The sequence below is a fragment of the Furfurilactobacillus rossiae DSM 15814 genome, assembly GCF_000428925.1.
GTDB lineage: Bacteria > Bacillota > Bacilli > Lactobacillales > Lactobacillaceae > Furfurilactobacillus > Furfurilactobacillus rossiae.
The window spans coordinates 163,026-183,105 of sequence record NZ_AUAW01000006.1; the positions used below are offsets into that span (position 1 = coordinate 163,026).

Consider the following 20,080-nt stretch of genomic DNA (forward strand, 5'->3'; position numbering starts at 1 on the left):
GTGGAGGCAGATATGAAGATTGCAGGTTTCGGTGTTGAAGAATGGCTAAATAAGTGGGAAAAATCTGCTACTTACGATATTTCACAGAGCACGATTTCATCCATGACTATGGCTGAATTGCTGAGTCTGGACGGTGTGAATGGCCAGACATTTTATGCATCGTTAAACAAAGAAAAAATGAATTACGGATGGATTGAAGGATCACCTGAATTTAAAAAAGAGGCAGCAAAATTATATCAACATGTACCTGCCGAAAATATTTTACAGACAAATGGCGCTACTGGCGCTAATCATCTAGCTTTGTATTCCCTGATTGAGTCCGGAGATCATGTCATTGCGGAATATCCAAGTTATCAACAACTGTACGATATTCCGAAGTCTTTGGGGGCAACAGTAGATTACTGGCACATTCGTGAAGACAATAATTGGAATCCAGACATTGACGAGTTGAAGCAGTTAATTAAACCAAACACAAAAATGATTTGTTTGAATAACGCCAATAATCCGACAGGAACCATTTTGGATCGTAATTTACTTCAACAGATTGTTGAACTGGCCAAAGAGGTTGGTGCTTATGTTTTGGTCGATGAAGTTTACCTGCCGCTTGACGATCCAGACAGTTTTGTTTCAATTGCCGATTTGTATGACAAAGGCATTGCGACCAACTCGTTATCCAAGACATATTCTGTCCCGGGAATCCGCTTGGGATGGACCGCGTCAAACAAAGAGGTCGCTGATATATTTCGCAAATATAGAGATTACACCATGATTTGTGCTGGGGTTTTCAATGATTTATTGGGAACTTATGTACTGAAAAATCGTGCACGTGTTTTGGCTCGAAATTCCAAAATTGTGTTGCATAACTTGTCCATCTTGAAAGAGTGGGTGGCTCAAGAACCTAAAGTTAGCATGATTTTTCCACGCGCGGTATCAACATCCTTTGTGAAGTTAGATATCCAACCTGAACAGACAGAGCAGTTTTGCATTGATCTGCTTAAAGATGAAGGTGTGTTGTTGGTACCTGGTAACCGTTTTGATACGCCTAGTCATGCACGGCTTGGCTACTGTACTGATACTGCAACGTTACAGGAAGGATTAAAACGGTTGTCGTTGTTTCTTCACAATAGTAAATACGCAAATTGATTTAAAAAGAGGTAAATAAAATGAGTAAAAAAATTGTTGTTGCACTGGGAGGCAATGCCATTCTGACGGACGATGCGTCTGCAACGGCGCAACAGAAAGCATTGCTTGAAACTGCTCAATATTTGGCAGAGTTCATAATCCAAGGGAATCAGTTAATTGTTTCGCATGGTAATGGTCCGCAAGTTGGTAACTTGTTATTACAAATGGCGGGTGGATCGACCGATAAGAATCCAGCAATGCCACTAGATACAGATGTTGCAATGACACAGGGATCGATTGGTTACTGGCTTCAAAATGCTTTGGGACGTGTCCTGCGTGAAAAAGGCATCGATAGAGATGTCGCAACTGTTGTTACCCAAGTATTAGTTGATGCAAATGATCAGGCTTTTATCAATCCCTCAAAACCAGTCGGACCATTTTATGATGAAGCTGGTATGAAAAAGGCCAAAGCCGCTAATTCAGATTTCACTTTTGTTGAAGATGCAGGTCGTGGGTATCGTCGAGTGGTTCCGTCACCAAGACCTGTCGGCGTTCAGGAGTATAGAACAATCAATACCATGGTAGCGAATGATATTGTGCCGATATCTGTAGGTGGCGGTGGCGTGCCTGTCGTTAAAGAAGGCAATCAGTTGGTAGGCCGTGAAGCTGTGATTGATAAAGACTTTGCTTCGGAAAAGTTGGCAGAACTCGTTCATGCAGATCAACTTATTATTCTGACAGCGGTTGATAATATTTATGTCAATTTCAATAAGCCGGATCAGAAAAAATTAGAACATGTAACTGTTGCTGAATTGAAACGATACATGGACGAAAATCAATTTGCAAAGGGTTCAATGTTACCAAAGGTGCAGGCCGCTATTGAGTTTGTTGAAAAAAGTGGCGGAACCGCAGTGGTGACATCATTGCAGAACGTTGCCAATTATTTAAATGATGGTAGCGGAACGATGATTACTAAATAAAAAAGTGACATCGACTGAGTGATAGAATTATTCATGCCGTGTACTTTTTATGAACAGTAATTCAAATAATGTTTAAAACAATTAGTAAAAATTAACGATGAACTGATGTCTTAAGTCGTTATTTCAATTTATGAATTTTGGGAGGTGCCTATGGTTCCACACTCTGACTATCCAAAATACATGGCCTTGCTGCAGACAAAACCAGAATTTTCTAAATTTACAGAGAATGAAATGCAAATTTTTTCTCAGGATGTTGTGTTTAAAAAATATTCGAAGGGCCAAGCCCTATATGATCAAGGCGATAAGCGTGACAAATTTTATTTTTTGATTGATGGAATTATCAGAACTGAACGATTTGATGAAAACGGCGAATTTAACTATTACGAATATGTTAACAAGAATCACGGTTTTCCATACCGTGGTTTATTCCACGACCGGGAATATTCATACACCGCCCGGGCAATGACAAAAATAACAATCGCAGTGTTCTCGATGTCGACAATTGAAATTATTCTCAGACAGAATAACGCGATGATGGAACTTGTCATTCAGGAAATGGGTCAAATCATTAGTCAAAATGAAGACCAGTTACAGAACATGGTTACCTCATCAGCCAGTGATCGCGTGCGTCATGCGTTAGAAATTTTCGGGTATCGACTTGGACAAAAAGATGAGAACGGGCAAATACATGTAGATTATCCCGTGACTTTAATTGAGTTGGCCCAAGTGAGTGCAACAACTCGTGAGACGGCCAGTGCAGTTGTCAGTGAGTTGATAGCAGACCACAAAATTGCGTACGTGCACAAAAAAATCACTTTTTTGAACTAAAAATTGAGGATGTTGAGACATGAAACGTGAAGATCGTCAAACAGAGATTTTAAAGATTATTCGATCACAAAAAATAAGTAGCATTACTGAATTACGCGGTGTGCTGGCCGAGCGTGAAATAAACGTAGCAATGGCAACATTGTCACGAGATTTGCAGTCGTTACGAGTTGGAAAAATTATGGATTCGGAAACAAAAGTGCGATATTTTGCACAACAATCGATAGAAAAAGACCCTAGTGATGAATTACTAGTAGAGGTTCGTGATGAAGTGACGGATGTGATTGTGAACGATTTTATCGTTGTTATTAGGACCGTACCGTATTGGACTGATTCTATTTCTGATTTAATTGATCGTTCAGATTTTCCTGAAGTGGTCAGTACTCTAGCTGGCTACGACAATATGTGGGTATTGACTAAAGGAAATCAAGATGCGACTCGGTTTGCTAATCGCATTCGTGCCTTAATGGGATAAATGACAACAAATCTGAGAAACTGGTGAAAAGATAAATTATGAATTGCAAGTTGAATCAATTAGTGGAAATCGCACAATATGACATCGATGAGTGAGGAAGGGTGAGTATGGAAGATCCTGTTGAGGATAGCAAAAATAGGATGAAACGTTCGTTAAAGACCCGCCATTTATCGATGATTGCATTGGGTGGCAGCATTGGCACTGGATTATTTGTCGCAAGCGGCTCGGCTATCTCAACTGCTGGGCCAGGCGGTGCATTAGTTGCTTACACTGCGATCGGAATTATGGTGTACTTTTTAATGACAAGTCTAGGTGAAATGGCGACTTATTTACCTGTTTCAGGATCTTTTGCTGCTTATGCAACACGTTTTGTCGATCCAGCGCTTGGCTTTGCCATGGGATGGAATTACTGGTTTAATTGGGCAATCACAGTTGCCGTTGATATCAGTACAGTTTCACTTATCATGCATTTCTGGTTACCGAATGTACCCGGATGGATATTCAGTATTATTGCGTTAATTCTTATTTTCACTATTAATGCGATATCCGTTTCATCATTTTGGGAAACTGAGTATTGGTTGGCCATTATTAAAGTCGTAACTGTACTAATCTTTCTAGTGATTGGGCTGATGAGTATTATTGGCATTATGGGCAGACAGGGAACTGGTTTAAGATATTGGAATTATCGAAGTGGACCATTTGTGAATGGCATTCCCGGAATTTTAGGCGTGTTTGTAGTTGCAGGTTTCTCATTTCAGGGTACTGAATTAATTGGTATTACGGCAGGAGAGTCAGCCACTCCAGAAAAAAGCATTCCGAAAGCAATTCATCAGGTGTTTTGGAGAATTTTAATTTTCTACATTTTTTCAATCCTAGTTATTTCACTGATAATTCCTTATACCAGTCCGACGTTACTTGGCTCATCCGCAAAGGATATTGCTATTAGTCCATTTACTGTTGTATTTCAACGTGCCGGATTGGCAGGAGCTGCAAGCATTATGAATGCTGTGATTCTGACTTCTGTCATTTCAAGCGCTAATTCAGGTATGTATGCGTCTACCAGAATGTTGTATTCAATGTCACTTCAAGGATATGCGGCTAAGTCGTTTGGGTTAGCTAACAAGCGAGGTATTCCAATTTTTTCGCTATTGCTAACAACTTTAATTTCGGCATTAACGTTTTTGACGAGTTTTTTTGGTCCAAAACTGTACCTTTTCTTGGTTTCAGCCAGTGGTCTGACAGGGTTTATTGCGTGGATAGGAATAGCTATTTCACACTATCGCTTTCGGCGCGCTTTTATCAAACAGGGACATAAGTTATCGGAGTTGCGGTATCATGCTCAGTTGTTTCCTTTCGGACCACTGCTAGCACTTGTACTTTGTATTTTGGTTATTATCGGACAAAACTTGAAATCCCTTGCAGATTTTGATTGGATATCAATTGGTGTAACGTATATGAGTATTCCGCTATTTTTGGTTTTGTTCCTGTATTATAAATTGCGTTATAGAACTACATTAATTCCATTGTCTAAGGTAGATCTAAAGTCGACTATTCGTGACGATGAATTAAAACAAAATAAGGCATGAATTGAATAACGAGTTGCTTTTCGGAGTTACTGTTTGTTACCATGCAGGTGTAATGTTTGATGATAAGAAAGTAGTAGGGTCGATATTGACGACAGCAAATTGGGGATGATGAGAGCCCAGTGTTGATGCTACCTGAAGGCGTGTTCTTTAGAACGACATTTAAATATTTAAATGAGTGGATTTTATCAATTAGAGTGGTACCGCGGGCAAACTCGTCTCTTTTCATGGCTATTAGACATGGAGAAAGACGAGTTTTTTTTGAAAGGAAGAAGAATATGGATTATAAACAACAAATTGCGGAGGCATTGTCGACACCGCTAACGGATGTGCTCAGTACAGAACAAATAAAGAAATTAATTGAGACGCCGAAAACGTCAATGATGGGTGATTTAGCTTTTCCAACCTTTACATTGGCAAAATCGATGCATCGCGCGCCTAATGATATTGCTGCAGATGTTTTATCCAAAATTGATCAGAGTAATTTTGAAAAGGTCGTTCAAGCTGGTCCGTACATTAACTTTTTCTTGAACAAGGGTCAATATGCCAATGAAGTACTGGGTACAATCTTGCAGCAAGGTTCTCATTACGGAGACTTTGATGAAGGACACGGTGGAAATGTGCCAATTGATATGTCATCGCCGAACATTGCGAAGCCGATGTCAATGGGGCACTTACGCTCGACTGTGATTGGTAACTCAATAGCCAATTTGCTGAGTAAACGTGGCTATCATCCAATTAAGGATAATCATCTCGGAGACTGGGGCACGCAATTTGGAAAGCTCATTACTGCATATAAAAAATGGGGTAATGAGGATGACGTTCGAAAGGATCCTATAACGAATTTGGTTGCTTATTACGTTAAGTTTCATCAAGAGGATGTTGAACATCCCGAGTTAGACGATGAGGCCCGTGAATGGTTTAAAAAATTAGAAGATGGAGACGAAGAAGCTAATCGCTTATGGAAATGGTTTAGTGAAGTTTCCCTCAAAGAATTCCAAAAAGTCTATGATTTACTCGGTGTGAAATTCGATCTTTATAATGGTGAAGCCTTTTATAACGATAAAATGCAGGAAGTCATCGACATTTTAAAAGAAAAAAACTTATTGGTGGAATCTCGTGGTGCCGAAATTGTTAACTTGGATGAATACAAGCTTAATCCAGCTTTGATTTTAAAAAGTGATGGCGCGACTCTTTATATTACTCGTGATCTGGCGACCGCAATTTATCGTGAACGTGAATTTAACTTTGCTCAAAATCTCTATGTTGTTGGTAGTGAACAAACGTATTATTTCAAACAGGTTAAAGCAGTGTTGTTAAAGATGGGATTTAAGTCGGCCGAGCATATGGAGCACATTCCATTTGGTCTTATCACAGTGAACGGTAAGAAATTGTCGACGCGTTCCGGGCGCATTATTTTACTTGAGGAAGTTTTAAATGATTCAATCGCTTTAGCAAAGAAGCAGATTGAGAGCAAAAATCCGGATTTGAAAAATAAGGATGAGGTCGCTCGTCAGGTTGGTGTTGGTGCCGTTGTCTTTAATGATTTGAAAAACGAACGTATTTTGAACATTGACTTTAATCTGGAAGATGTCTTGAAGTTTGAAGGTGATACAGGTCCTTACGTTCAGTACACAAATGCGCGGGCTCAAAGTCTATTAGCTAAGGCTGGCGTTGAACTTCAACAAGAAAATTATGCTTTGACTGATGAAAAGGCGTGGAATACCATTAAATTACTCGATGAATTTCCAAATATCGTCAAGGAAGCTAATGATAAGCATGAACCATCAGTAGTTGCTAAGTACACGCTGCATTTGGCACAGGCCTTTAATAAGTATTATGGCAATACTAAGATCCTAGTTAAGGATGCTGAATTAGACAATCGGTTAGCCTTAGTGAAAAGTGTTAGTGTAGTGTTAACCGAAGCGTTACGTTTGCTGGGTGTTCAGGCGCCAAGTGAAATGTAGCAGAATTTAAAAAATATATTACCCCATAACTGTTAGACAAGATTGCTAACAATTATGGGGCTTTGTATAAGTTTAACAAATATTTCTCGAAGTCAAGAAAGCGTTTTCATTGAAGCTGGTAATATGCTACGCTGTTGTTGGGAGTGATAATAATGATAAATAAAGAAATTAATTGGCAAGCAGATGATCCGGAAGAATATACCCATGATATCGACAAAGGTTCAATTATTGATTTGCCAACCCGTTCATATATTGTTTTATCAGGTGTTGGTAAAGCCGATCCGAATAACCGTGATTTCACAGCGAAGGCAGACGCTCTGTACAAAGTAGCTGATTATTTGGCAAACGCACCTGATAATAATTTGGAGATAGAAGGGTATACACCCTTTAAACGATATCCATTACAGGCAATGTGGGAAAGAGTCACACCTGGTCGTGATGCAGAGTGGCGTTATCAACTGATGATTCGTCAACCAGCATTTATCACCAAGGAAATTTTACAAACGGCTGAATTTGACATTACTAACGTTGATCAACAATATTTATGGGATATCCGAATGCTTCATTTCTCTGAAGGACTTGAAGCCCAAATTGGCAATAATGGGGTACTGACCCGCATTGGGCCAGCAAACATCAAATTGCAAAAATTCATTCAAGACGCCGGTTATCGTTCAGTTGCCTCGGAAAGCTGGCACATGGAACTTTATTTAGATGATGTAGTGCGTACGCCTGGGGATCAGTGGCACACTATTTTACGGAATGGCATTGAACCAATGGATGTTTCAAAAGTTGTCGAAACGAAGATACCGATTTTCAAGGGTAGCAAATAGGCTATTGAATATTTGAATAAGTACTAAAATAAAAGTTTCACTTTGGCGGGGCTTTTTAGTCGGCAGGAGTTTTGAATATATTTGACGTGTCAATGTATATTTCAATTGTTACACAAAGCATGTTCAGTGCATTGTTAATTTTTCCTTGCATCATGCGCGTGGATATGAGAAAACGTATTCTTGATAAAAAACAATAAAAACACAATTAAGGCTACCAATTACGGTCCTAGCTATGACGTAATTGGTAGCCTTAATTGTGTTTCAGAAACTTTCACGAATGATTTCTTTAGTTGGAATAACCTTAATTTTTGCTTTTGGTTCGCTTGTTAACTTAGATTCAATTTTATTTTTCAGCATTTCCATTGCTGAGTAACCGATGGCAAACGAATCTTGCCTAATGCAGCTAATCCCTGGACGCATCAATTGCATCCATTCAAATTCTTCATAAGTGGCTACACCAAAGTCGCTTGCATAGTTATAGGCCAAAGATTGAGTGACCTTTAATAGTTCCTGCAAAACACGCGAATTCATGGTGAAAAAACCGATCTTTTTATTAGTTTGACCAAGTATTTGTGATACTTCATCTTTAAAACTAGTATCTGTTGTTAAGTCATAGTTATAGGGAACTATCAATAAGTGATCATCACCTGCATAATGAGTCGCTTGTTGAAACCCAGTGTAACGGTGGATTCTGGTACTTACTTCATCTAAAGGCCATGATATAAAGTAAAGATCATCATAGTCTTTCTGAACCATTTTTGCGGTCATTTCGGACACTGATTTCGTATTATCAGTCACAATCGTGTCAATCAAATTACGTTTGGATTGACGATCCACAATGACCGTGTAAAGGTTTGATAGCTGGTTATAAATGTCGCCATCTGGATTAACTGGATCAATGATCAAGCCAGCTACTTCTTCTTGGCGCAAGCGATTAATATTTTCAATTTCTCGCCGTTCGTCATTATTGGAGTTGGTAAAGACCATTTTGTACCCATACTGTTCGCACCTCTCGGAAATTCCCGAAATCACAGGCGAAGTGAAGGGGTTTGTAATATCTGCTACAGAAACGCCAATTGTTTTATTTTCGTTTTTGGCTAAATTACGAGCTGTTGTACTTGGCAAATAATTTGTTTTTGAAATGATATCTGCCAGTTTTCTTCTTGTATTGATAGACATCTTCGCGTAGTTACCGTTTAAAAAATAAGAAACAGTTGCTGTGGAGACATTAGCTAACTTGGCAATATCTTTTATCGTGAATTTATTCAAAATGACCCTCCATTGTGGTCGTAGTGCAAAGAATATATCCTTCTCAACACTGATTATATCATGTAGCCGGCTTAATAAGGCTTAACTTATATAGTTGGGTTGAAGTGCAAAATGATCGACCTGATTAGCCTATCAAAAATGAAATTGTTTGAAAAGCTATTTTTACTTACTACAAAAGTTTGTGAGGCTTAATGTAAAAAAATAGGTGAGTAATTTGCAAATAAGTGTGAATAAGTTCGGTAAGTATACATTCAGGATTCTTTAAATGATTTGAAAGAGTGATAAACTTTGTGAATTTAGCAGCAAATAGTTGCATTCGAAAATGTAATCGTTTACAATGATGTTGCTTTGAAAGTTAAGCGATTAACCAAGGACAAACTAAAACGATTTTTCTTATAGAATTGGTAGCCCATAGGATGGGATCTTATCGAATCTATTTATTTTTACTGTTTTAGTTAAGCGATTAACCATAGAAATCATAATAAAGTCGACTTTTAAAAAAGACGAAGCCTATCTATGAAATCTCATGTTTTTAGTTAAACGATTAACTTATTTCTGTAGAAAGGGGGTGATATTAAGATGCTTTTTGTAAATATAGACGGATTTGAATTGAGTGATTATGCGCGAGTGCTTGAGGCAGTAAATTTTTTAAAAAAGACTGATTTGGATACTATTCCACTAGGAAGAAGCCACCAGGATGGCGAAAGGTTTTATGTTCAGTGCTTGGAATATGAAACGGAATCAATTGAAAATTTCAATTTTGAAATTCATCAAAAACGATTGGACCTGCACTACATCTGTGCAGGTGAAGAAGAAATAGATGTTTCACCTAATACAAATTTTGTAGCGATGACAGATTATAACGATGATCGAGATATTCAGTATGTAGAACAACCAGATCATTTCAACCGAATTATGCTCCATCAGGATGATTTTATTTTGATCGGCATGCACGAACCGCATAGAACAAATGGTGCAATTGGAAAATCAACTCACGTACGAAAATTAGTCTTGAAATTAGGTAGATAGGGGCAACAAAGATGGAAAACAATTTAGCCTCGCATGGTCGATGGACTGGCAAACAGTTCGTGGTTCTTGCGGGAATATGGTTTGCATTTTTAATCAGTTTTATAACGCGTTTATCGTGGGCAACGATTATGCCCTCGGCAATTGATTCACTTCATTTCACAGTGCAACAGGGTAGCAATTATTTAACTGCATTTTATATTGGTTATGCGATTACTGTGTTGCCAGGAGGAATGCTAGCCGATAAGTTTGGATACAAAAAACTTTTATTAGCAGCTGTTCTAGGCAATTTAGTTGTTATGGGTGCAATGGTTTTCATGCAAGGCTATTGGGACGGTCTGGTTCTAAGGTTTGTGCTTGGGCTGGTGAGTGGACCTGACTTATCCGCCTGTTTAGGGATTATCACAGAATGGTTTGACGGTAAAAAACGTGCGACTGCTACTGGAATATTTAACACCTGTACGTCTTTTGGTCTGACGGTTATCAACCTGTATGCACCATCAGTAATGGTTCATTATGGTTGGCGGGCAGCCCTAGGGGTCACAGCACTGTTTCCACTTGCGGCATTGATTTTTGCATGGTTCGCGCTTAAAGGAACACCACCTTTTCCACAACAGTTTGGTGTGAAGGAAAGTGATGGCAAAGTTGAAACTGAATCATCGATGCAGCGGTTACGCAAAGCAATTAACAATCGCAGTGTTTGGATGTTAGCAATTACGGGACTGTTTGCGACAGGCGCCAAATGGGGAGTGACCAACTGGGCAAACTTATTTATGGTTAAAAACTTGAAGTTTAGTTTGGTTACTGCCGGTTCTGCAATGGCAATTTTTGGAATCACCTCCGTTATCTCAATGGTTGTGGCGGGATGGATCTCGGATCACTCCAAGTGGTCTCGACACGTATGGGCGGCGATATTTATGGCGATTTTCACACCAACAATTATTGGCTTTGCGTTAACGCCACATGGGAATACTGCATTATTGTATTTCTGGACAGGCGCAATGGGTGTCGGTGCGTTTATGTTTAGTACTATTACGAACAACCTTTCAGTTGAAGTTGCACCAGCAGATCAGCGAGGTACGGTTTCTGGTTTTATCAACGTCTTCAATCAGGTGGGATCATTTCTTGCACCAATTCTGCTTGGACAGATTTTGGCATCCAGTGGTAGTTATGTGGCTTCGTATTTAATTATTTCGGTATTCCCAATAATTGCTGTTGTAGCATTGTTGTTCGTTAGAGAATCAGACGCTCAAAAGAATGAGTAAAAAATAGATAAGATAAAAGGAGAAAAATTAATTATGGAATTTGGACTTAGTAAGGCACATCGTCGGGATGAAAAAATTCAAAAACGCATTCAAACAGCTTTAGATTGGTTAGATGCACATTCAACGGAAGAATTACTTGCTGAACCAATCGGTAACAAAGAAATTGCCGATGGCGTAGAATTGCGTTTTCAAGAATATGACACACGTGAGTATGCCACGATGAACTATGAAACACATCGTAAACACATTGACATTCATTATATGATTCAAGGTGCGGAATGGGTTAGATGGGCGGATGCAGGAACCTCAGAAGCAGCAAGCGATTACGATCCCGATGTTGAAATTCAGTACTTTAAGCACCCAGCCTTTCACAGTAAAGCATTGTTAACTGATCGTCATTACGCCATTTTTGATCCGTCAGATTTACACGCAGCTCATGGTATTGTCGATGGTAAAGTTAATCATAATCACAAACTGTGTGTGAAAATCGCATTAGACTAATTGGATTTTTTTATTCTTTTTGTTAACCGCTTAACTCGAAAGCTATTTTAAACTTTCTATCTGTGTGGTAGCCGTTTTAGCTATGAAGGGAGCAGTAATGATGTGTAGTTATGTTATTAACACAATTGCATTTAAAGACAAGTTGAAAAAGGGTATTTCACAAGCTGACATTATTGAAGAGTCAAAGAAAATGGGCTTTGACGTTATTGAAGTTCGTAGCGAATTTTTAAATGGTCGCCCAGAAGAGTTGGAAAGAATTAAAAAGGTTAGCGAGAGAAAAAATATTGGTGTTTTTTATAGTGTGAATGACGTTTTGTACAAGAATGGCCAGTTGAATTCGAAATTGCCACACTATGTTAAACAAATGCATCAAATGGGCGCCTCAAACATTAAGTTGAATTTAGGCAAATGCGGTTATTTAAACTCGGCTGGTTTAGTTCGGTTACTTGATGGAACATTTAGTTTAAAAATTGAAAACAATCAAACACTGGCTGAAAGTGATCTGGTTGCGACACAACGTTTTTTTAGACTTATAGAGGGGGCGGCTATTCCTCATATTAGCTATTGCTTCGATATTGCAAATTGGAGCTGGTTGTCGGCCACTGCGAATGAGGCGGCTGTGGCTTTAGCAAATGTTACTGATTACGTTCATTTAAAGAATGAAATGTTGATTGACCAGCGCCGACAGGTGACTGATAGTTTGGAAAAAGGTGACCTAGATTGGCGTTCGCTAATTAAGCTTTTACCAATGGCGAGATATTTGGGGTTTGAGTATGCCAGCACGCCTGAAGTTATTGCCGAAGATTTAGAAAAAGTAAAGTCGTTCTTATCGTCTAAGTAAGGTGGAAGGGGAAAATTAACATGTTGGAAACTGTAAATAAGGTTTTTCAAACATTTGGTGCAAGCGTTCTTGTTCCGATAATGATTTTTGTTGTTGCTTTGTTCCTGCGAGTTAAACCCAAAACTGCGATGATGAGTGCTTTTTATGCAGGGGTTGGATTAACTGGCTTTGGTTGGATTATTACAATGTTTACGCCCGTAGTTACAAAGATCATTAAGCAAATGGTCAACAATACTGGGATTAAGTTGCCTGTCGTTGATATTGGCTGGCAGGCAGGCTCGCTTGCATCATTTGGATCTAGCGTTGGGCTTAGTTTTTTCGTATTTGGTTTAATTGCAGAGTTAATTTTGTTCGCACTAGGTATTACTAAAATTTTTATGGCTTCAAATTTGTGGAATAATTTTGGATTTATGATTTGGGGCACACTTTGCTTTTATGTAACACACAATTTTTGGCTCTCGCTAGGACTTTCATTTTTCATGTTACTCTATGCATTAGCATTAGCGGAAATACAAGCAGATCGATGGTCAGATTATTACGGTGTCAAGAATGCATCTGTTTCTTCGCTTCACAACATCGAACAAACCGTACCGGCAATAATACTAGATCCTTTGTGGAACTTACTTGGATTTAACAAGGTTAAAATGACACCGGATTATTTTAAACGAAAGTTGGGCGTGTTTGGCGAACCAACAACATTAGGTGCCTTACTAGGCATAATTATAGGCGTCTTAGGAAACATCAGGGCCTTAGGAACCCTGCATGCTTGGGGTCAGATTTTATCATTCGCTATTCAACTTGCAGCCGTTATGACCATTTTTCCATTGGTGACAGGAGTTTTTGCCAAGGCATTTACACCATTAGCAGAAGAAATTGACAAACATCGAGAAAATGACGGGGATGCAGAAAGCACCTTTGAAGATTTAATTCAGGATAAGAAACGATGGTTCCTAGGAGTCGATGATGGTGTTGGTTATGGCGAACCTGCAACAATTATTTCCGGAGTGATCTTAATTCCCATCATGGTCATCATTGCATTCATCCTCCCTGGGAATAAATCATTACCAATTGTTGATTTGATTTCTTTACCGTTTATGGTGGAGTCTATTGTTGCAATCACGAAGGGAAATATACTAAAGGTAATTGCCAATGGAATTGTTTGGTTTAGTCTTGGATTATATGCGGCGAGCTGGCTGGGTAGTGTTTATACTGGTGCAGTTTCACATTATGGTGTCGCTATTCCGGCAGGAATCGTTTTGATCACCAGCTTTAATTTAATGGCGCGCCCCCTTAATGCCTTAATTTTTGCCGCCTTTATTTCACAAAATCCATTGTGGATTGGCCTGGCCGTTCTCGTATATTTGATTCTACTCTACGCATTGCGGCGCTATCGTCCTACTATTTGGCAATATTTGAAGCGTATGTCAGATAAGAATGCTGGTTATTCGGGCAGCAATCAAAAAATAAATTATTAAATTTAAATCATTTGGAAATGGAGGAAAAATCATGAAAAAAATTGAAGGACATTTACACCTTGTTCGATCAGTAGCGGGCTTTAATGGCAAAGGTCGGATGACGCCATTAGGTAATGGTCAAACAATTTGGGATGACGGAACTTTGATAAAGCTCATTCCTGATGGGTGGGGTGATGACGATTTTTTGGCGGAATCAGCCTTAAAGGTCATGGATGATAACAAGATTGAAAAAGCTGTTCTATTGCAAGGCAGTTTGAATGGTTATCAAAATTATTATTCATATCAAACGGTTAAAAAATATCCCAATCGTTTCGTGGCTGCCTTTTCTGTGGACCCTTTTACAGATTCCGCAATGAAAATTGTTCGGCGTCATGTCGAAGATTTAGGGTTTAGAGCAATTAAATTTGAAATTAGTCAGGGTGGCGGTTTACACGGATACCATAAGCCATTTCGATTGGATTCAGATCCAAACATTGGAAGAATTTTTCACTATCTAGCCGATTACCCAGGATTTGTTGTAACAACAGATTATGGTGACTATTCTCAGTTTAGTTATGAACCGGAGGCAATCTTTAATTTGGCGCGGCGATATCCCAAACTTGATTTTGTTGTTTGTCATCTTTCATTTCCAAATGCAGATCATTTAGATCGACTAGCTAATGCATTAAATCAATGGAAGCCCTTAGACAATATCTATACTGATATTTCAGCCATTCAAGATATTGAAGGCGAAACTGATTTTCCATTTCCACGATGCCAGAAAGACGTCAGTCTAGCTAAGAAGATTTTAGGATCCAAACGAATTATTTGGGGGACGGATTCTCCATGGTCCTCAACTTTTAATTCATATCATAACTTGGCCACATGGCTGGAGCATACCGATATTTTTACGCCCGATGAGCTTGAAAACGTTATGTACAACAACGCCAATCGTATCTATTTCAAGTCGCAAAATGTAAAAGCGATGTTAGATGCGGACGATCCAGTTATGAAGTGATTTACTAAAAATCGTAACGAAGGGGTTTAATAAAATGATTAAAGCAAAAATTTTAGTTACAGGTATAATTCCAGAACAAGGTTTAACAGAATTACGTGAAGTTTTTGACGTGACCTATGAACCTGAAAAAGAAACGCGAGAATGGATTTTAGCTAACGTTAAAAATTTTGACGGTTTGCTTTTGATGGGAACAAAAGGGGATCGCGAATTAATTGATGCCGGCAGTAACCTAAAAATTATTACGGCTAACGGAGTTGGCTTTGACCACATTGATATCGAATATGCAAAATCTAAAGGAATTGTCGTTTCTAACTGTCCAATGGGTGTCCGTGTACCCACTGCAGAAATGACTTTCGCCTTAATACTTGCAACAGTCCGCCGTTTGTATTTCTATGATAAAGTTGTTCGGAGTGGAAATTGGATGGATGTTTCTGAGCAAAAGTATATGGGCATGAGTTTGCAAGGAAAAACACTTGGAGTGTATGGCATGGGCCGCATTGGATCTGAAGTTGCCAAATTTTGTCAAGTTCTTGGAATGAACGTGATTTACAATGATGCTCGTCGCCTCGATAAAGATTTAGAAGAAAAATTAGCTGTAAAGTTTGTCGATTTTGATACTCTTGTCTCTACATCAGATGTTATTACGTTGCATGCTCCTGCATTACCATCCACTGTTGGTATCTTTAATGAAAATGTATTTGACAAGATGAAGAATACTGCGTACTTGGTTAACGCGGCTCGTGGTATTCTAGTAAAACAGAATGACTTAATTAAAGCATTACAGGACGGTCAGATTGCTGGAGCTGGCTTAGATGTTTTTGAAACAGAACCGAATATTCCTGAATCTTTGCGTGCGTTGGATAATGTGATTTTAAGTCCTCATGCAGGTACAGGTACATTAGAGGCACGTACGGCAATTGCCAAAGAAGCTTCACAAAACTTGATTTCATTCCTTCGTGATGGTACGGCTATTAATCAAGTTAACAAGTGATTTTGAATCTCCTAATGTGTGTTTCTCCATTAGGAGATTTCTATTTGATGGGCAGTATAAAATAAAATTTAGACGAAGATGTCTTGACGTCCACAAGTTAAGCGGTTAACCTGAAAACAACTGAGAAAATGATTGAAGGTACAAGTAGATGGAATTTGAAAAAATATTCAGTGATGAACTAGATCATTGTTATGCAATTATGCGAATGACTGCTGAAAATCGAGACTTTGTTATCGTTGCTTCTGAGGAGAATCGGCCTTGTTACGCATATGATCTAGATAACCATTTTTCTAGAACCACTGTATGGCCTGATGTAGGCGGAACTATGACAATGGTAAATATTCCTGGAACACTAAACTTTTTAGCAACACAGCGTTTTTATCCAGGATTCAATTCCGCAGCATGTCGAATTGTTAAAGAAACATTTAATGGAACTGATTGGGATCAGAAAGTCATTGGCAGTTTTCCTTATGTCCACCGTTTTGATATTATTCCAAAAAAAGACAACGAGGGATTCTGGTATGTCGGGTGCAGTATAGCTAATTCAAAACGGAATACCGATGATTGGAGTGATCCGGGAAAAATCTGGGTTGGTACTTATGATGATGTAAATGACCGAATTGTTGATAAAACACCTCTTTCTGTCCGAATTACGAAAAATCACGGTTATAAGCGGATGGACGGATATTCTCTGGTTACAGGTGTCGAGGGTATTTTTAAATTGGTTCCACCATCAACTGACAGCACTAAATGGAAACTAACTCAGCTTTCTAGCATTGAGACATCAGACATTTACAGCACCGATATAAATAATGATGGGGAAAATGAGTATTTAACAATTGAGGGATTTCATGGTCCATATTTAAGAATGTCAAATGCTAGTTTTCAGACAATTGAACGAAGTGAGCCTGATACGCCTTTTGGACACGCAATCTGGGGTGGTCAGCTCGGATCAAAGAACTATTTCATATTTGGTTGGCGTGATGGAGCACAAAACCTAGAGTTAATTAGTGATGACCAGCTCAGTGCTACGGTGATTGACAAGCAGGTGGGTCCAAGTAATGTAACTGTGTATGAGAAAAATGGACAACAATATCTGCTTTCGGCAAACCGGGAGGCAAATGAGGTTGCGGTTTATGCAGTCAGAAATGCTGAATAACGGATGGTGAATTTACATGCATTATTTTTTAACCATCGATAATGGTGGTACTAACACAAAGGTTGTGCTTATTGATGAACATGGGGCGCAAGTTGATGTTTTCTCGTTTCCGACCAAAGATATTGAACCCAGCCCAGGCTTTCATGAAATTCAGTTGGACGAATTGTTTAAAAACCTAATGCACGCAATCAAGACCTTAATTAACAGAATGAAAGTTCCAATTAGTGAGATTGTGGGCATAACAACTGTCGGCCACGGAAAAGGACTTTATGTATTAAATAAAGACAATCGACCATTTATGAATGGGATCTTATCGGCAGATAGTCGAGCAGAATCCTTAGCAGAAAAATATGAAAGTAATGTTAATCAGATTTTTGAAATTAGTCACCAACATGTAATGCCAAGTCAAGCACCTGTCATTTTAAAGTGGCTTAAAGACAATCGAAGAGCCGACTACGATCAAATAGGAGCGGTGTTGTCGAACAAAGATTTTATCAGGTATTTGTTAACTGGCAAGGTCGTTCAAGAGCGTGGTGACGCATCGGGTAATAACTTAATCAATTTAAAAACTGGCGAGTATGACAGCAGATTAACTCATTTCTTTGGGATTTCTGAAATATATGAAGCATTACCCAGTTTGGTAAACGCAACCGATTGTTGTGGACAAATTTCTAAAGATGTCGCAAGACAAAGTGGATTGCCAGAAGGATTATCGGTGTATGCAGGGATGTTTGACATCGATGCTTGTGCAATCGCAACCGGAGTTTTAGACGATAGTCTATTTAGTATTATTGCCGGTACATGGAATATGAATATTTTTCCAAGTCGAACTTTGGCTCCCGATAGTTCAGGACTTATGAACTCATTGTTACCGACTAATCAATACTTGATCGAAGCTTCTAGCCCGACCTCTGCTGGGAACTTGAACATCATAATAAAGATGTTAATGACTGCGGAAATACGTGATGCACAAGCCAGTGGAAAATCGATTTATGATACGTTGGAGAGTTTTCTGGAATCCACTGATGCAACATTCACTAAGGTTTTGTTTTACCCATTTTTGTATGGTAGCAATCTTAGTCCAGATGCTGAGGGAAGTTTCATTGGTTTACGTAGTGGCACGACAAAATCAGAGCTAATAAAATCTGTATATGAAGGTATTTGCTTCGCACACCGACAACATTTTGAACAGTTATTGGCAGTTTTGGGACATCGACCTAAAGCTATTCGAATGTCAGGTGGAGCTGTTAACTCGCCCAGTTGGGTACAAATGTTTGCGAATGTTCTAAACTTGCCAATTGAATTAACGGATGTGAGTGAATTAGGTGGTCTTGGTGGCGCAATGGCAATTGGCGTCGGGGCCAATATTTTTAACGATTTTGGTGAAGCGGTTAACCAAATGACACATGTTATCAAACGCATTGAACCGGACCCACGGCAAGTTGATTTGTATGCCACTAAGTACGAGACCTATCAGACATTTGGACGGGCAATGGATAATCAGTGGGAACAGTTGGACCTTATGCAAAGGAAGATGAATACAATTGACGACTAATGCACTTGGAATATATGAAAAGGCACTACCACAAAATTTAAGTTGGGAAGAAAAATTCAATCTTGTGCACCAGTTGGGCTTTAATTTTTTAGAGTTTTCGATTGATGAAAGCGATGAACGGCTGTCACGTCTTGATTGGTCACGTCAACAACGGCAACAATTTCGTCAGGCAATGTGGCGCACAAATAGTCGAATTAATACGATGATGCTATCTGGCCATCGACGTTTTCCACTCGGGTCAGCAGATCCAGCGGTCAGAGAAAAATCGTTATCAATGATGTCGAAAGCGATTGACTTGGCTGTCGATCTTGGAATTCGTAATATTCAGATGGCAGGATACGATGTTTATTATGAGCAAAAAACGGTTCAAAGTCGTGAATGGTTCATTGAAGACTTAACGAAATGTGTAGAAATGGCGGCTAAGAAACTTGTAATGTTATCGATTGAAACAATGGATGATCCGTTTTTAAACTCGCTTAGTAAAATTGCACATATCAAAAAGCAAATTCCAAGCCCTTGGCTTCAAGGATATCCAGACCTCGGAAATATTTCTGCATGGCCTGAAAATAACGTTGCAGAAGACTTGGAAAATAATATGGATGATGTTGTTGCTGTCCATCTGAAAGACACCAAAAGAGTCACTCCGACATTTAAAGGACAATTCAAGAATGTGCCCTTTGGGGAAGGCGATGTTGACTTTGAAGGCTGTCTCAAAACACTAAAGCGATTAAATTATTCAGGAAGCTACACGGTCGAAATGTGGACGGAAACGGCTGAAAACCCAATTGCCGAGATAAAGAAAGCAAAAGCTTTTTTCGATAATTTGTTTACCAAGTTGAATATTCACCAAGAAGTTATTGATATGGCAAATTCTATAATTAATCCGAACAAAAATAAAAAAAGGCCCAAAGCAATCTCTTACAATGGTAGTAGTTAATTCCAACCAGCTATAAGGAGTGATTACTTTGGGTACTGCTACTTTATCACGTTTTCAACGTGGTGCGCTAGCTCAACTGGTCAGTGAAGGCCATCATACTTACCAAGATATGGCTGACGCCTTAGGCGTTGCCAAATCAACTATTAGCTATGAATTAGATCGGGTCAATCCCTATGATCCCGAATTAGCGCAACAAGACGCAGATCATAAAAGGCGGGCTTGTGGTCGCCATTCGATTCTAACGCCATCATTGACAATTTTAATTACCAACCACCTACGTTT

General features: G+C 39.0%; 19 protein-coding genes. 18 read left to right on the forward strand and 1 reads right to left on the reverse strand.

Annotation, left to right across the window (positions count from 1 at the left end):
* Positions 1-12: 12 nt before the first annotated feature.
* From G400_RS0105745 to G400_RS0105775, 7 genes are all read left to right on the forward strand, one after another.
* On the forward strand, positions 13-1,143 hold the full coding sequence (locus G400_RS0105745) for an aminotransferase (protein WP_017262957.1): 1,131 nt from the start codon (positions 13-15) through the stop codon (positions 1,141-1,143).
* A gap of 20 nt (positions 1,144-1,163) precedes the next feature.
* Positions 1,164-2,102 carry a carbamate kinase gene (arcC, locus tag G400_RS0105750; protein ID WP_017262958.1) on the forward strand — a complete coding sequence of 313 codons (939 nt, stop codon included), beginning with the start codon at positions 1,164-1,166 and terminating at the stop codon, positions 2,100-2,102.
* Between the two features lie 150 nt (positions 2,103-2,252).
* Positions 2,253-2,930, forward strand: coding sequence for a Crp/Fnr family transcriptional regulator (locus G400_RS0105755; RefSeq protein ID WP_017262959.1), 678 nt, complete (start codon positions 2,253-2,255; stop codon positions 2,928-2,930).
* A gap of 19 nt (positions 2,931-2,949) precedes the next feature.
* Entirely contained in the window at positions 2,950-3,402 is a 453-nt protein-coding gene (locus G400_RS0105760; RefSeq protein ID WP_017262960.1) for an arginine repressor, read from the forward strand.
* A 107-nt stretch (positions 3,403-3,509) separates the two neighbouring features.
* A complete protein-coding gene (locus G400_RS14580) occupies positions 3,510-4,988 on the forward strand; it encodes an amino acid permease (protein ID WP_017262961.1) in 1,479 nt (492 codons plus the stop codon).
* A 275-nt stretch (positions 4,989-5,263) separates the two neighbouring features.
* A complete protein-coding gene (gene argS / locus G400_RS0105770; RefSeq protein ID WP_017262962.1) occupies positions 5,264-6,952 on the forward strand; it encodes an arginine--tRNA ligase in 1,689 nt (562 codons plus the stop codon).
* Between the two features lie 152 nt (positions 6,953-7,104).
* Positions 7,105-7,782 carry a hypothetical protein gene (locus tag G400_RS0105775; RefSeq protein ID WP_017262963.1) on the forward strand — a complete coding sequence of 226 codons (678 nt, stop codon included), beginning with the start codon at positions 7,105-7,107 and terminating at the stop codon, positions 7,780-7,782.
* A 261-nt stretch (positions 7,783-8,043) separates the two neighbouring features.
* Here G400_RS0105775 and G400_RS0105780 read toward each other — a convergent pair whose 3' ends face one another.
* Positions 8,044-9,051 (reverse strand): LacI family DNA-binding transcriptional regulator, encoded by a 1,008-nt coding sequence (locus tag G400_RS0105780; RefSeq protein WP_017262964.1) that lies wholly within the window; start codon positions 9,049-9,051, stop codon positions 8,044-8,046.
* 579 nt (positions 9,052-9,630) lie between these two features.
* Here G400_RS0105780 and G400_RS14585 point away from each other — a divergent pair.
* From G400_RS14585 to G400_RS14595, 11 genes are all read left to right on the forward strand, one after another.
* Entirely contained in the window at positions 9,631-10,080 is a 450-nt protein-coding gene (locus G400_RS14585; RefSeq protein ID WP_017262965.1) for a YhcH/YjgK/YiaL family protein, read from the forward strand.
* Positions 10,081-10,091: 11 nt separating this feature from the next.
* On the forward strand, positions 10,092-11,342 hold the full coding sequence (locus tag G400_RS0105790) for an MFS transporter (RefSeq protein ID WP_017262966.1): 1,251 nt from the start codon (positions 10,092-10,094) through the stop codon (positions 11,340-11,342).
* A gap of 33 nt (positions 11,343-11,375) precedes the next feature.
* Entirely contained in the window at positions 11,376-11,843 is a 468-nt protein-coding gene (locus G400_RS0105795) for a YhcH/YjgK/YiaL family protein (RefSeq protein WP_017262967.1), read from the forward strand.
* A gap of 97 nt (positions 11,844-11,940) precedes the next feature.
* Positions 11,941-12,684 carry a sugar phosphate isomerase/epimerase family protein gene (locus G400_RS0105800; RefSeq protein WP_017262968.1) on the forward strand — a complete coding sequence of 248 codons (744 nt, stop codon included), beginning with the start codon at positions 11,941-11,943 and terminating at the stop codon, positions 12,682-12,684.
* A gap of 20 nt (positions 12,685-12,704) precedes the next feature.
* Positions 12,705-14,159 (forward strand): PTS galactitol transporter subunit IIC, encoded by a 1,455-nt coding sequence (locus tag G400_RS0105805; RefSeq protein ID WP_017262969.1) that lies wholly within the window; start codon positions 12,705-12,707, stop codon positions 14,157-14,159.
* Positions 14,160-14,190: 31 nt separating this feature from the next.
* Positions 14,191-15,156, forward strand: a complete 966-nt coding sequence (locus G400_RS0105810) for an amidohydrolase family protein (protein ID WP_017262970.1) — start codon at positions 14,191-14,193, stop codon at positions 15,154-15,156.
* A gap of 34 nt (positions 15,157-15,190) precedes the next feature.
* On the forward strand, positions 15,191-16,147 hold the full coding sequence (locus G400_RS0105815) for an NAD(P)-dependent oxidoreductase (RefSeq protein ID WP_017262971.1): 957 nt from the start codon (positions 15,191-15,193) through the stop codon (positions 16,145-16,147).
* A gap of 148 nt (positions 16,148-16,295) precedes the next feature.
* Positions 16,296-17,306 carry a hypothetical protein gene (locus G400_RS0105820; protein WP_017262972.1) on the forward strand — a complete coding sequence of 337 codons (1,011 nt, stop codon included), beginning with the start codon at positions 16,296-16,298 and terminating at the stop codon, positions 17,304-17,306.
* Positions 17,307-17,322: 16 nt separating this feature from the next.
* Positions 17,323-18,861, forward strand: a complete 1,539-nt coding sequence (locus tag G400_RS0105825) for an FGGY-family carbohydrate kinase (protein WP_017262973.1) — start codon at positions 17,323-17,325, stop codon at positions 18,859-18,861.
* Positions 18,851-19,798, forward strand: a complete 948-nt coding sequence (locus G400_RS14590) for an L-ribulose-5-phosphate 3-epimerase (RefSeq protein ID WP_051254419.1) — start codon at positions 18,851-18,853, stop codon at positions 19,796-19,798. Before G400_RS0105825 ends, G400_RS14590 begins: the two co-directional genes overlap by 11 nt.
* 28 nt (positions 19,799-19,826) lie before the next feature.
* Positions 19,827-20,080: helix-turn-helix domain-containing protein (locus G400_RS14595; protein ID WP_035143608.1), on the forward strand; the 254-nt coding region annotated here is incomplete at its 3' end.

What these genes read in the sequence shown, in the direction of transcription:
- G400_RS0105820 (WP_017262972.1), top strand. Translation starts at nt 16,296, where the DNA reads ATGGAATTTGAAAAAATATTCAGTGATGAACTAGATCATTGTTATGCA.
- G400_RS0105800 (WP_017262968.1), top strand. Translation starts at nt 11,941, where the DNA reads ATGATGTGTAGTTATGTTATTAACACAATTGCATTTAAAGACAAGTTG.
- G400_RS0105775 (WP_017262963.1), top strand. Translation starts at nt 7,105, where the DNA reads ATGATAAATAAAGAAATTAATTGGCAAGCAGATGATCCGGAAGAATAT.
- G400_RS0105795 (WP_017262967.1), top strand. Translation starts at nt 11,376, where the DNA reads ATGGAATTTGGACTTAGTAAGGCACATCGTCGGGATGAAAAAATTCAA.
- G400_RS0105805 (WP_017262969.1), top strand. Translation starts at nt 12,705, where the DNA reads ATGTTGGAAACTGTAAATAAGGTTTTTCAAACATTTGGTGCAAGCGTT.
- G400_RS0105760 (WP_017262960.1), top strand. Translation starts at nt 2,950, where the DNA reads ATGAAACGTGAAGATCGTCAAACAGAGATTTTAAAGATTATTCGATCA.
- G400_RS14580 (WP_017262961.1), top strand. Translation starts at nt 3,510, where the DNA reads ATGGAAGATCCTGTTGAGGATAGCAAAAATAGGATGAAACGTTCGTTA.
- G400_RS14585 (WP_017262965.1), top strand. Translation starts at nt 9,631, where the DNA reads ATGCTTTTTGTAAATATAGACGGATTTGAATTGAGTGATTATGCGCGA.
- G400_RS0105755 (WP_017262959.1), top strand. Translation starts at nt 2,253, where the DNA reads ATGGTTCCACACTCTGACTATCCAAAATACATGGCCTTGCTGCAGACA.
- G400_RS0105790 (WP_017262966.1), top strand. Translation starts at nt 10,092, where the DNA reads ATGGAAAACAATTTAGCCTCGCATGGTCGATGGACTGGCAAACAGTTC.
- G400_RS0105825 (WP_017262973.1), top strand. Translation starts at nt 17,323, where the DNA reads ATGCATTATTTTTTAACCATCGATAATGGTGGTACTAACACAAAGGTT.
- argS (WP_017262962.1), top strand. Translation starts at nt 5,264, where the DNA reads ATGGATTATAAACAACAAATTGCGGAGGCATTGTCGACACCGCTAACG.
- arcC (WP_017262958.1), top strand. Translation starts at nt 1,164, where the DNA reads ATGAGTAAAAAAATTGTTGTTGCACTGGGAGGCAATGCCATTCTGACG.
- G400_RS0105745 (WP_017262957.1), top strand. Translation starts at nt 13, where the DNA reads ATGAAGATTGCAGGTTTCGGTGTTGAAGAATGGCTAAATAAGTGGGAA.
- G400_RS0105815 (WP_017262971.1), top strand. Translation starts at nt 15,191, where the DNA reads ATGATTAAAGCAAAAATTTTAGTTACAGGTATAATTCCAGAACAAGGT.
- G400_RS0105810 (WP_017262970.1), top strand. Translation starts at nt 14,191, where the DNA reads ATGAAAAAAATTGAAGGACATTTACACCTTGTTCGATCAGTAGCGGGC.